We start from the raw sequence: 12,317 nt of genomic DNA, 5'->3' as shown, positions 1-12,317 counted from the left end.
TTGCAAATTCAAAAGAAGGTGATAAACAAGGTTCAACCTTCGCTTTTTTATGAATTGCAGACTTGAATAAATGAATGCTCCCACTTTAGCCCCGAACCTCAATGCCTCCAAAACGGCACGGAAAAAGGCATCCAATTTCTGGAAAAAGCAAGCGCGCATCTGGCATTGGATTTCGGGCGCGATTTGCTTGATTGGGATGCTACTGTTTGCAGTAACGGGTATTACGCTCAATCATGCTGCTGATATTAAATCGACTCCAAAAATTACGACGTCTGAGCTGACTTTAAGCGATGTAATGCTTGAAAAGATATCGGCTTTTCCTGTTGATGGGGAGATCGACCTACCCAAAGATTTGGTGCGGTATTTAAGGCGGGAGCTGAACGTAAATACAGCCGGCCGCAGCGCAGAGTTAACCGATATTGATATCTATGTTGGATTGCCGCGAGCGGGGGGCGATGCATGGCTTGCAATCGACCGTGATACCGGATTGGTCGAATATGAGTCGACGTCTCGCGGTGCTATTTCTTATCTCAATGATTTACATAAAGGTCGCAATACAGGCGCCGTTTGGGCGTTGTTTCTTGATGTGTTCTCAGTCGCGACAATCTTCTTTTGTTTGACGGGGCTTTGGTTGCTCCAAATCCACTCTAAAAAACGTGCCATCACATGGCCGCTTACAATAGGCGGGCTTGCTGTGCCGGTCGTCATTCTTTTCTTTTTTGTACATGGATAATGACATGAAAATGAAACTTACACTTTCAGGAATAGGTCTCGCACTGAGCGCTGGTTCAGCGCACGCAGAGGGAGTGGAGTTGGGTGTTGAATTACCTCGCTTCAATGTTGCGGAATATCACAAGCCTTACGTCGCTATCTGGATTGCGAATGCGGATCACTCGGTCGCTGCAAACTTATCTGTTTGGTACCAACAAGAAGATGGGCCTGAAGGTGAAGGCGAAACATGGCTAAAAGATATGCGCCAGTGGTGGCGACGTTCAGGGCGTTCATTAGACCTACCAATTGACGGTGTTTCTAGTCCAACGCGCGCACCCGGTCAGCATACCTTACATTTCACCGATGAAACTTCCCAATTAGCAGACTTGAAACCGGGCGAATACGTGCTGTGTGTGGAAGCGGCCCGCGAAGTTGGTGGCCGTGAAATCGTAAAACTGCCTTTCACTTGGAAATCAGAAACGAGTCAAAGCGTGTCTGTCTCTGGTGAGACTGAGCTTGGAAAAATTTCACTGAATATTGAACCATAAAATAGGTCAAAGGAAACAAAGTTATGAAGATTAAACTGAAACCCCTACTTATGGCCGCAGCAATCGGTCTAGCTGTTTCACCAGCAGCGCAAGCGCATAGAATGTGGATATTACCATCTACGTTTACGCTTTCAGGCGATGAGCAAGTTGTGACGCTTGACGGTGCTATTTCCAATGATCTGTTTTTTCCAAATCATGTTGCGATGAATTTGGAAAATGTAGTGATCACATCCCCTGACGGTTCACAGAGTAAGCCGAAAAATGGATGGGAAGGTGAAATTCGCTCTACATTTGACCTGAAATTGGATCAGCAAGGCACTTATAAAGTAGCTGAATTAGGTGTGTTTTTCTTTGCGTCATGGAAAGACGGCGACGAAGAAAAGCGTAAACGCGGCACTTGGGAAATGTTTGAAAAAGAAGGCATTTTAGCTAAAGAAGGTGTGGAGCTGACAAGTTCAGCGCGTCGTTCAGAAACTTTCGTAACGCTGGGTGCTCCAACTAAAACCGCATTTGAAGTGACGGGCGTCGGCGTTGAGATGACACCAATCACACACCCAAATGACGTATATCTAGGGGAGGAAGCTTCCTTTGCATTTCTCGTTGATGGTAAGGCTGTTGCAGATTTGGAAGTGACGATTGTTAAGGGAAATGATCGTTACCGTGATGTGATCAATGAAGTGAAGGTCAAGACGGATGAAAAGGGCGTCATTAAATTTACCCCTGAAGAAGCAGGCCGTTACTGGATGTCTGCTAGTTCTCGAAAGTCTGGTGAAAAAATGGGGCGGGAAATGATGTTGAGAAGCGGGTATTCTGCAACATTTGAGGCGTTGATTCCCTGATTGATATTCGGCCTCTAATTTTTAGTCAGATCAAGAATGAACATATAGTGCTTCCTGAAGGGCAGTCGCGGCTGGACCTTCAGGGAGAGACTATGGGGACAAATTGGTCTGCTAAGGTTTATCTACCGGAAAACATCAGTGAGGCAGAGGTTATCCAACGCCTCAACTGGGTGTTTGCCAATTATATAGATGTATTCAGCCTTTGGGAGCCGCAAGCATTTATAAGTCGATTTAACGCGGCATCAGTGGGTGATGTGTCACAAGTGCCTGCTCTGTTTCAGCCTGTATGGCAGGCGGCGTTAGAGGTGAAACTAAAATCAAGTGACGCTTTTAATCCTTATTGTTTCACAGAGATTTCGGAGCGTGGTTTTAATCCTTCGTCGTGTAAACGGCCTCAGAGTAAGGCTTACTTTCATGCGAACCCATTTCCTCAAAGCCAAAGCGTCGTTGCTAAGATAGATTGTCCACCGATTGACCTAAATGCGATCGCGAAAGGGGCGGCTGTAGATGCCATGGGCACCCAATTGCGTCAGTTGGGGTGTGTATCCTTCCTCGTAGAAATTGGTGGAGAATTTTTTGCTCAAGGGCTTAAGGAAGACGGGCAGCCTTGGTGGGTTGATATCGAAACCCCAACATCCGCAGATATATTGCATCGCGTCGCAGTATCGGGATTTTCAATTGCTACGAGTGGAAATACGCATAAACAGAATTTGGGGAGGCGTGATGCAGGCTTGGGCCATATCCTTTTTAAAAAAGGGTGCGATGATGCCTTTAAAGCAGTGACGGTTTTGCATCCACATTGCATGTATGCTGATGCATGGGCAACCGCGCTGTTTGCTTCCTCAAAAAGCGCTATGGAATTGGCAAATACACAAGAATTAGCGGTGATTTTCCAGTTGCCATCTGGCGAGATTTCTTACTCGCATATGCTCGAGAAACACTTTTTCGGCTAACCGAAGAAGGCAGCAATCGGTATTGTTGAAGCAATAGAGTCGTTACTCAGGGTAATTGGTTCAGCTTGCATGAATTTGTGTCGTTCGGTGTGGTTTGCAATCGTTGAGTAAATTAAGATCTTGCAAGCAACCAAACTAACTTTGGGCTTGATAAAAAATCTATAAAAAACAATATTCAACAAAGTTTTTTTGTCTAAGAGTGCAAGTTTTTGAAATTCAGACTTGCATCCTTTGGAACAGGAGGCTAGAAACCGCCTCTCAGACGAGACGGTGAATGGTTTGGTAGCTCAGTTGGATAGAGCACTTGACTACGAATCAAGGGGTCGGGGGTTCGAATCCTCCCCAGACCACCATCGCCGCTCGGCTGACAATATCCCCTAAAATAATATCGGCATAAGCTGAGCACTGTTTCTATAAATACCGCTTGAGAGTATTTTGTACTGTTGGCACAGTTTTCTTGTGAAAATGTATGATGGTGGCGAGAGAAGCTAAATCCCCCATCATTATGCAGTTTGTTGATGATTCTGATCGAGTTAGCGCTATTAGGTAATGCGTTTAAATTATGGGTTGGGGCCAATAGGGCGCGACCAGATGAATAGGCAGACAAGCGGCAATATGATTGCTTGTGCGATAATGACAGGGATGGGGGCATGCATCAGATAGGATGCGAGAATTGCGGCTGCCATCATAAGTGTCGCGAGAATTTTCGCGCGGCGTGGGATCGCGCCATGATTGGTCCAATCTAAAATGGGTGGCCCTAAATGTTTGTGCGTAATCAACCAATTGTGCAGACGTTCTGACCCACGAGAAAAGCAAAAAGCGGCTATAAGCAAAAATACTGTGCCCGGAAGTAGGGGAAGGATATATCCCGCTATTCCCAAGCCTAGCGCAATACAGCCACATACCATCCAGAAAAAGCGTTTTGCGCTCTGAGTCATGTTTAATTTGGCCTAGTTGGAGCCGGATGCACATTCAAAACGACATCCACATTTATCATACAGCATCATGCGATGAAGGTGACTGATATGCAATGCAAAAGATTTGCAGTTGCAAATCTATTCTGTGATGGCTGGACCTTCTCCCATATCGCGGAACCATTTGGTAATAACGTATTTTTCGCCCGAACGAACTTTTGTGCCATGGTGAATTGTGAGCGGATTGGGATCACCATTCACGGTGAGAGAGTTCCAAATCACGGCGCGTCCCTTGGTGGGGGTAAAAATTTTATCCAACTTGCGAAAGCGCGTGCCGCCGCCTTCACAACCTTCATTCAAATAAATCATAAAGGTCCATGTACGTTGTCCGGCCATGGTGCAAAATTGCTGATATTCTTCCGTGCCGGGTTCAAAATAGTCAGTATGAGCCTTAAACTCTTGTCCCACAGTATATTTTTGCGATTGGTTGGGTTCTGACCACTTTTCAGAAATGCCCAAAGCTGAGGACATGCGGGTGTCTAACTCTGTGACGAGCGGGTGGTCAAATTCTTGAAGATAACAAGTTTTAGAGGTGCGAAAGGCATAGTCTTTTTCTTTGCCGGCTGTAGAGATCGTGCTGTCGTGAAGCTGAGAATTGGTTAGCTCGATAAGCGTATCACAATCGTCTTCACTTAAAAAATTGTCCCAGAGATATACTTGTGCTTTGGCCGTGAGTACCCGTCGTAGCCCGTCTGCTTTGCGTCTGGTGAGGGCGCAGTTGGCGAGCTGCTCATAGGCTGTTGTGCGTCCGGAGCTGTCGCGCCCATGTTCATCTACGGGTATGTCTGGATAGTGCGTGCCCATACCGTCTTTAATCGCGCCGAGACCAAAACCTTGCTGACGTAATTTTTCATAGAGTGCTGCACGAGGAATGCCGCGCGTTAAATTTGTGTGGATCCAATCTTTCCAGCTCGCATTTAATTTTGCTTGGTAAGTCCCATTAAAATTTCCAGCCATGGATCACCTTCAATATCAGAAGTTCTGCACTTAAATTTGAGAGTATGGTTTATTCTTGCTTCTATGCGAATGGCAATAAGATAATCGAATGATGGATTTTGATTAAAGTCTGACTTGCGCAGCAATGTTTCCGGCGGCATATAAGCCCCATGACACACAAGACACTCTACGATAAAATTTGGGACGCTCACCTTGCGCATGAAAATGCTGAAACAGGTGAAGCATTAATATTCATTGATTTGCACTTGATCCACGAAGTGACAACGCCGCAAGCTTTTGCAGGTTTAAAGGCAGCTGGCCGTAAGGTGCGCCGTCCGGATCTGACGCTTGCGACTGCAGATCATAATACACCCACAGAAAACCAGGCGGCGGGCCTTGAAGGCGTGCGCGACATCGAAGCCAAGACCCAGCTTGAGATGTTGTCCAAAAATGTGAAAGAACACGGTATCGAGTTCTATCCGATGGGCCATATTAATAATGGTATCGTGCATGTTGTTGGACCTGAGCAGGGACGTACACAGCCGGGTATGACGATTGTATGTGGCGATAGCCACACCTCAACGCATGGTGCATTTGGTGCGCTTGCACATGGTATCGGAACCTCTGAAGTCGAGCATGTGTTGGCTACACAAACTCTACGTGCACGTAAAATGAAGAACATGGCTGTGAAAGTCAGCGGGCAATTCCAAGACGGTGTTGGTGCCAAAGATTTGGCGCTGCATTTGATTTCAATTATTGGAACAGCAGGCGGCACAGGTTGTGTGATAGAATTTATGGGCGAGGCGATTGAAAGCCTGTCTATGGAAGCGCGTATGACATTGTGTAACCTTGCTATTGAAGGCGGTGCACGCGCAGGACTTATCGCGCCAGACCAAATTACATTTGATTATGTGCAAGGGCGGCCGGCAGCACCTAAAGCAGGTGCTTGGGAAACAGCTTTAGCCTATTGGAAAACGCTCTATTCAGATGCAGACGCACATTGGGATAAAGTTGTAGAAATTCGCGCGGAAGATGTTGAACCGACTGTGACTTGGGGAACATCTCCGGAGCAAGCACTACCTATTTCTGCAAAGGCTCCTGTGCTGGCTGATATTAAAGATTCCATCAAACGTTCAGCAGCTGAACGTGCATTGCAATATATGGGAATTGAAGAAGGCCAAGCGCTGAAAGATCTCAAGATCGACCGTGTGTTTATCGGCTCTTGTACAAATTCTCGTATTGAAGACTTTCGTGCCGCCGCAGACATCGTCAAAGGTAAGAAGGTTGCAGCGCATGTGCGAGCAATGGCTGTACCTGGATCTGGATTGGTGCGGGCGCAAGCGGAAGAAGAAGGTCTCGATGAGATTTTCACGGAAGCTGGCTTTGAATGGCGTGAACCAGGGTGTTCAATGTGTTTGGGTATGAACCCTGATACGTTGGCTCCTCAGGAGCGCTGTGCCTCAACATCTAACCGTAACTTTGAAGGTCGTCAGGGGCGTGGTGGACGTACACATCTTGTCAGTCCTGTACTTGCTGCCAAAGCGGCGATTGCGGGCGTGCTGGGCGGCTAAGCTTTACTCGCTCTGTAGACGAATAAATGAAAAACAGGGAGTGCAGTTTAAGCGCTCCCTGTTTTTTTTGTGCGTTATTTCAAAGATAAAAACGTATCTTGTTTTCGCATTGTGAATAGAAGCAGCATAGCACCAATGGTTGGAAGTGCAGCCATAAAGAGGATATTGAAATTTTCTCTGCCGGGGATGAGGAAAGGCAGTGTCATCAACGTACCAAATGAGTGCAGCGCTAGGACAAGAGCGTAGCTGATACGCTTTTGAAAGCCGGTAATAAAAGCCAATAGCAGCACCAACCAGAGAACGCCTATTCCGGTGTTTACAATATCAGGAAGGGCTGAAACTTTATAATATTTGGAGGCAATGCCTTTAGCAGCTTCCGGCGATGTGAAGCGGAGCATAACCCAAGGAAGAAGGAAAAGAGTGATCATCACTCTGGTAAAGAATAAAGCGTATTTTACAGGCATGAGCACGACCTTGAGAAGTTAAGATTGCGCGCATTATTTATGAACATCGTAAAATGATCAAAACACAAGGTTTCACAGTTTAGTGACCGTGAAATACGAAGGCGGATCAAGCGTTGTTTGCGTGGGTGAAACTGGCTTGAATATGAGGGTTATCAATGGTTTTGACAAAATCCCAGAGATTATCTCTATTGAAAAGATAACTTGCTATATTGGCGTTTTTCCCAGCTTGCAGGTCTTTGTCTTTATCGCCAATTAATATGGAAGATTTCGCATCCACAGGAAAATCTCTCATGGCTTTTAAGATCATGCCCGGCTCAGGTTTTCTATCGTCACTTTCAACGCAATAGCGTGTGACACTGCCACGTAAATCATAGGGGCAATAATAGATGCGATCTATATGTGCTTTATGTTTGGCGAGTTCGGCATTCATAAAGGCGTGGACTTTGAACATGTCTGCCTCAGTGTAATGCCCGTGCGCTATGCCGGTTTGGTTTGTGACGATGAAGACATACCAGCCTGCCGCATTGAAATGTGCAATTGTGTCAATTGCCCCGTGGATAAATTCAAACCCGTCAGGTGTGTCCACATATCCCTTATCGACATTTATCACGCCGTCTCTGTCGAGGAAGAGAGCGGGGCGCGGTGTGTCATGTCTTTTGGAATTCATAGCAGGCATTGGTATCTCTTACTTGCGCTGAAAGATTAGGATGTTTATTTCAAACGCATGCTTACTTAAAGGACATCTTTTCGCCCATGACTACAGCACTTCAGAATGATAGCTTTATTTTACGCCTTTCTTGCAAAGATTCCATCGGAATAGTTGCTGAAGTGGCTGGTTTCCTCGCACAAAGACGTTTGTTCATTACCGAAAGTGCCAATTATGGGGATCGTGCAACGGGGCTGTTTTTCTACCGTGTAAAATTCACCCCTGAAAACAATGACTTTTCGCGATCTTCTTTTGCGGCTGAGTTTGAAAGTCTTGCAGAAAAATGGGATTTAGATTGGGAATTGCGTGACGCAAAAGTGAAACCCAATGTTGTGATCATGGTGTCTAAGGGAGATCATTGCTTGAATGATCTGCTGTATCGCCACCGCACAGGTGCGCTCAATATCAATATTTCTGCAATCATTTCAAATCACACAACATGCGGATGGTTGGCTGAACGACATGACATTCCTTATTATCACGTGCCGGTCACTAAGGACAACAAACCTCAAGCTGAAGCGCGTATGTTGGAAGTCATTGAGGATGTGAAGGCAGACCTTGTTGTACTTGCGCGATATATGCAGGTTTTATCGGATGATATGTGCCGCAAATTGGAGGGTAAGTGTATCAATATCCACCACTCTTTCTTGCCATCTTTCAAAGGTGCAAAGCCTTATCACCAAGCCTTTGATCGCGGTGTAAAACTGGTTGGAGCGACGGCTCACTATGTGACACCTGATTTGGATGAAGGTCCGATTATTGCCCAAGCTGTGGAGCCTGCTGACCATAGGCTGACGGCGGAAGATATGGCTGCCTTGGGGCGTGATACGGAATCGCGTGTGCTGGCGCGTGCTGTTAAATTGCACACTGAGGGGCGTATTTTTAGCAATGAGAAAAAGACCGTTATCTTCGGATAAGTTTGGTTTATGTGTGCATTCAGGCGCGTTGAATGGCATGGGGATGTATGTGTTTTTCAACCTAGACACATGCTTTTGCCTGTGTAGTGATATGCGCTGAGGGATGTTTGCGGATAATCAGCAAACACAGAAGCATGAAATAGGGGTTTGATTATGCAAGACTTATTACCATTACTATTAAACGGTGTCGGCGGAGCGGTGCTTGGTCCTGTGCTGATGAAGCTAACTGGCGGCAAGGGAAGCCTTGGTACTATTATGGGGCTTGTTGGCGGTGTTTTGGGTGGTGTCGGTGTTGGACAAGCGTCTGACCTTGCCAATTTTGATCTTGCATCATTGATGGGTGGTGGAGACTTAATGCGTGCTGTTGCCAACCTTATTGAAGGCGGCGTTGGCGGCGGAATTTTGGGTGTTTTGGCTGGAAAATTGGCTAAATAATAAAACTGCTTAGTGTCTGCTAAGGGTGTGAACGCGCTGTGGTTGCCTACAGCGCGTTTTCTGTATGGGATGTGCGCATCGTCTGTGGGTTAGATGCTTGATAGCTGATTAGGCTTTGTTGTGACCTTTGTGGCGAAGCCCGATCCAAACCAACGGCATTGCACACAATGCAAGACTGGCTGCCAATAAAAATGGAGCGCCGACAAATTGGATTGATGCATCTTCTGTTGAGAAAGCATACAGAACTTGCGTCATCATAAGAGGGGCTATGATTTGCGCGAGTGATTGCAAGCTTGATTGTGCGCCTTGCAATTCTCCTTGTGCGTTTTTGGCAGTCTGTCCCGACGTAATCGAATTTAGTGCGGGCATTGTGAGGCCACCTAGAGCGGATATCGGAATAATCATATAGACGATCCAAGGAAGGTCGGCGAATGCGTATCCAATATAGCAAAGGACGGATACGCTTATGCCGATCCAGACCGTTTTGGCCGCTCCAAATTTCTTCAAAACAGGACCAATTAATCCGCCTTGTACAATGGCTGATGTAAGGCCGACCAAACCCAGCGAGTTTCCGATTTCAGCAGAAGTCCAATCATATCGAATCGTGCCGTGGAAATGCCAAACAGCAGGGTAGACATTGTGTGCCAGTGCGAAAAGGCCAACAGCGAGCAATAGCCATGCTATATGCGGTAATTTGGAAAAGTGCGCGATAGCACCAAACGGGTTGGCTCGCATAATGCTGAAAGGGCGACGATTTTCAGGTGTTAGGGATTCGGGCAAAACGAATATGCCGTAGATAACACTGATAAGGGATAACGTCGCTGCTGCGAAGAAGGGTGCACGGCTGTCAATTGCGCCTAGATAACCGCCCACCACAGGCCCAATGATGAAGCCTAATCCAAACATTGCGCCAACCATACCAAAAGCCTTACCACGGTTTTCTGGCTCCGTGACATCAGCAATATATGCATTGGCTGTAGAGAATGTTGCGCCGGAAATCCCTGAAAGCACGCGGCCGATAAACAATATCCAGATGGAGGTGGCCAATCCGGTGATTAGAAAATTAATCCCTAATGTTGCCACGGATATCAGAATAACAGGACGACGACCAAACCTATCAGACAAGCTGCCCAATAATGGACTGAAGAGAAAATTCATTAGCGCATATACGGCGATAATTGGACCTGCCCACAAAACGGCGTCCGCTTCGGGTTTGCCTGTTAATTCGCTGATAAGCGCAGGCATGACGGGCATAACCAATCCAAAGCCGATCATATCCAATAGGACCACGACGAGAACAAAGAAGAATGCGTTTTTTCCGTGAGTTTTTTGCATGGGGTAGGCAATCTATAGCAGGACGATAGGCGCGCAGGAAGTCAGGGAAAGAGTGAGCCCACGCAAAAAGGGAGAGAAGCAGATTCGCAGATAAAACAAAACCAGCCCCATGATGAGATGGGGCGGGCTAATGATATACCCTTAAAGGGTATTCTGAGTGTGATGTGAAGCCCCTTTAGGTGGCTTTTGTGTTTGCATAGGCTGTACGGAATGCATCCATGTGTTTTGAAAATTGCTCACTATTGCCAACTGAATTTGTGTTGATCGGTTGATTTATAGCGTAGGTGCTGGATGTAAGAACTGAATTGTTTGTAAGCGTGTGTGTCTCTGCAATGTCTGCATCGGCTGTGAGGCCACAATGTGCGTAAATGCGAGCACGTTGAGCTTGTGGATCTGCAACAATGTCTTCGTAATTTACAACAAGGAGCTTATCTCCAAGTGCTTGGGAAATGGCTTCAAAGAGTTTTTCTTCCTGAGCCATGTGCTGGCCTAAAGTCTCTAGGTTGAAGGTCCAACGACCACCGCTTGCAAAGCATGTTTTTAGTTGAGAGTAGGCTGTATCCTCTAGGTTACGGCGCACCCAAATAAGTGGGGCATTTGGCATCACATGGTGGATGAGGGGCGCGAGGCGTGCTTGAGCCATTGTGCGGTCAACAATGCGGCCTTCAGCACCAAAGCGTGATTTCACCATATGGTGATAAGCAGCGGCTATATCACGCCAAGGATTCTCATATTTTGATTGTACGCCAACGAGCTCATCTGGACCAATACCTGTAAGTGCGGTTGCCGCCAGAGACATCAAGCCCATTGTGTCACCACCACTGACGTCAGGGTGCCCCACAAGCATGCGCTGCACCAACGTGCCGCCAGAGCGCAGATTGCCGAATACGAAGATTGGGCGATTAGATGTGTCTGGGCTAGGTTTAAGCTGGGCGTATGTGTTTTGAGAGAGTGAGGCTAGTACAGAATCAACGCTCTTCGTGTTCGCAGCGTGGTCATATTGAACGATTTTGTGCATGTGACCACACGCATTGCTGAGCGCATGCCAAGATTGTTCCTGTTCACCCAAATCTTCAAGCATTTTTGATATCGCAAAAAGGAAGATTGCTTGGTTTGATGGAGATGTTGACGACATAGTTGATTGTATTTTCAACATATCAGCAGCAACTTGGTCTGACTTCGTAAATTGGTGAAATGAAGCTAATTCCAGCCAGTGTGCGCCCACTTTGGGTTGGATGAAAATTGCTTTTTTCAAGCTTTCTTCAGCTTCTTCAAACATACCAAATTGTGCTTGTAGCGTGCCTTGAATATTCCATCCTGGGGCAAATTCTTTTGCTGTTTTTACAACACGATTTGCCATTTTTAGAGCGTTCACATAATCACCCACATCGGCCAAAAGTGTCGCGGCGCGGAGCGCTGTTGTAGAGCTGGAGTCCGTGGCGACGGCGTGTGTTGCGTAAAAGCGTGTTGTTGCTGTTTCACCGATTGTCGCAGCAAGTTGAGCGAGGCCAAGACGGTGTACTGTTTCCTCGGGTAGGTCTTTTGCTTGCTCGGTCAAAAGACGCGCAGCTTTGTTACGGTTTTTGTTTTCTAGCGCCTCTTGAATTTCTTTCAATTTGGCAGGCAATACAGTTTCGGTTTCCATAACTTCTCTACGTCTTTTGAGTATTGTACACGGCACGTTTATAAGCGCACCGCGATACTGGGATTTATCAACTTACACTATACAATCGGTCGCAAAATCGAATTTAATTTTACACAAAACAAATTAGAATTTGCACACAAGATGATAGTTCTAGTCGTTTACGCGCGATAGGAGAACGTCCTATTTGGAGATTTTTTCAGTTTTGCGTTGTTAGGTGTTGGAAGTTTCTGAGGGGAAGGGAAGATTTTTGGTTTAAATTCAGAATATACTGGATTTTACCCCT

General features: G+C 46.4%; 13 protein-coding genes and 1 tRNA gene. 8 read left to right on the top strand and 6 right to left on the bottom strand.

Annotated features, from left to right (window positions below; all coding sequences use genetic code 11):
• Positions 1–70 precede the first annotated feature (70 nt).
• From ACFQS8_RS06280 to ACFQS8_RS06260, 5 genes are all read left to right on the top strand, one after another.
• Positions 71–733, top strand: a complete 663-nt coding sequence (locus ACFQS8_RS06280) for a PepSY-associated TM helix domain-containing protein (protein WP_382166409.1) — start codon at positions 71–73, stop codon at positions 731–733.
• 10 nt (positions 734–743) lie between these two features.
• Positions 744–1,259 (top strand): DUF2271 domain-containing protein, encoded by a 516-nt coding sequence (locus ACFQS8_RS06275; RefSeq protein ID WP_382166594.1) that lies wholly within the window; start codon positions 744–746, stop codon positions 1,257–1,259.
• A 23-nt stretch (positions 1,260–1,282) separates the two neighbouring features.
• Positions 1,283–2,098, top strand: a complete 816-nt coding sequence (locus ACFQS8_RS06270) for a DUF4198 domain-containing protein (protein ID WP_382166408.1) — start codon at positions 1,283–1,285, stop codon at positions 2,096–2,098.
• A 92-nt stretch (positions 2,099–2,190) separates the two neighbouring features.
• A complete protein-coding gene (locus ACFQS8_RS06265; RefSeq protein ID WP_382166407.1) occupies positions 2,191–3,051 on the top strand; it encodes an FAD:protein FMN transferase in 861 nt (286 codons plus the stop codon).
• A 276-nt stretch (positions 3,052–3,327) separates the two neighbouring features.
• Positions 3,328–3,404 (top strand) — tRNA-Arg (locus ACFQS8_RS06260).
• A gap of 207 nt (positions 3,405–3,611) precedes the next feature.
• On the opposite strand, the gene ACFQS8_RS06255 is transcribed toward ACFQS8_RS06260, so the two are convergent.
• Both ACFQS8_RS06255 and ACFQS8_RS06250 read right to left on the bottom strand, forming a co-directional pair.
• Positions 3,612–3,989, bottom strand: a complete 378-nt coding sequence (locus tag ACFQS8_RS06255) for a YbaN family protein (RefSeq protein ID WP_382166406.1) — start codon at positions 3,987–3,989, stop codon at positions 3,612–3,614.
• A gap of 117 nt (positions 3,990–4,106) precedes the next feature.
• A complete protein-coding gene (locus ACFQS8_RS06250; RefSeq protein WP_382166405.1) occupies positions 4,107–4,982 on the bottom strand; it encodes a 2OG-Fe(II) oxygenase in 876 nt (291 codons plus the stop codon).
• 149 nt (positions 4,983–5,131) lie between these two features.
• On the opposite strand from ACFQS8_RS06250, the gene leuC reads away from it, so the two are divergent.
• On the top strand, positions 5,132–6,532 hold the full coding sequence (gene leuC / locus ACFQS8_RS06245) for a 3-isopropylmalate dehydratase large subunit (RefSeq protein ID WP_382166404.1): 1,401 nt from the start codon (positions 5,132–5,134) through the stop codon (positions 6,530–6,532).
• 74 nt (positions 6,533–6,606) lie between these two features.
• On the opposite strand, the gene ACFQS8_RS06240 is transcribed toward leuC, so the two are convergent.
• Together ACFQS8_RS06240 and ACFQS8_RS06235 are read right to left on the bottom strand one after the other, a co-directional pair.
• Positions 6,607–6,996: a hypothetical protein gene (locus tag ACFQS8_RS06240; RefSeq protein ID WP_382166403.1), complete on the bottom strand. Its 390-nt coding sequence runs from the start codon at positions 6,994–6,996 to the stop codon at positions 6,607–6,609.
• A 106-nt stretch (positions 6,997–7,102) separates the two neighbouring features.
• Positions 7,103–7,672, bottom strand: a complete 570-nt coding sequence (locus ACFQS8_RS06235; RefSeq protein ID WP_382166401.1) for a D-glycero-alpha-D-manno-heptose-1,7-bisphosphate 7-phosphatase — start codon at positions 7,670–7,672, stop codon at positions 7,103–7,105.
• A 77-nt stretch (positions 7,673–7,749) separates the two neighbouring features.
• On the opposite strand from ACFQS8_RS06235, the gene purU reads away from it, so the two are divergent.
• Positions 7,750–8,619, top strand: coding sequence for a formyltetrahydrofolate deformylase (gene purU, locus ACFQS8_RS06230; protein WP_382166400.1), 870 nt, complete (start codon positions 7,750–7,752; stop codon positions 8,617–8,619).
• Between the two features lie 153 nt (positions 8,620–8,772).
• Complete coding sequence (locus ACFQS8_RS06225; RefSeq protein ID WP_382166399.1) at positions 8,773–9,054, top strand: hypothetical protein; 282 nt, start codon at positions 8,773–8,775, stop codon at positions 9,052–9,054.
• 108 nt (positions 9,055–9,162) lie between these two features.
• On the opposite strand, the gene ACFQS8_RS06220 is transcribed toward ACFQS8_RS06225, so the two are convergent.
• Complete coding sequence (locus ACFQS8_RS06220) at positions 9,163–10,389, bottom strand: TCR/Tet family MFS transporter (RefSeq protein ID WP_382166398.1); 1,227 nt, start codon at positions 10,387–10,389, stop codon at positions 9,163–9,165.
• A gap of 175 nt (positions 10,390–10,564) precedes the next feature.
• Positions 10,565–12,034 carry a tetratricopeptide repeat-containing sulfotransferase family protein gene (locus ACFQS8_RS06215; protein ID WP_382166397.1) on the bottom strand — a complete coding sequence of 490 codons (1,470 nt, stop codon included), beginning with the start codon at positions 12,032–12,034 and terminating at the stop codon, positions 10,565–10,567.
• Positions 12,035–12,317 lie beyond the last annotated feature (283 nt).

The organism is Hirschia litorea, from assembly GCF_042665075.1.
Lineage (GTDB): Bacteria > Pseudomonadota > Alphaproteobacteria > Caulobacterales > Hyphomonadaceae > Hirschia > Hirschia litorea.
Note: the sequence above shows the minus strand (reverse complement) of the source record. Positions and strands in the feature narration are given on the sequence as shown.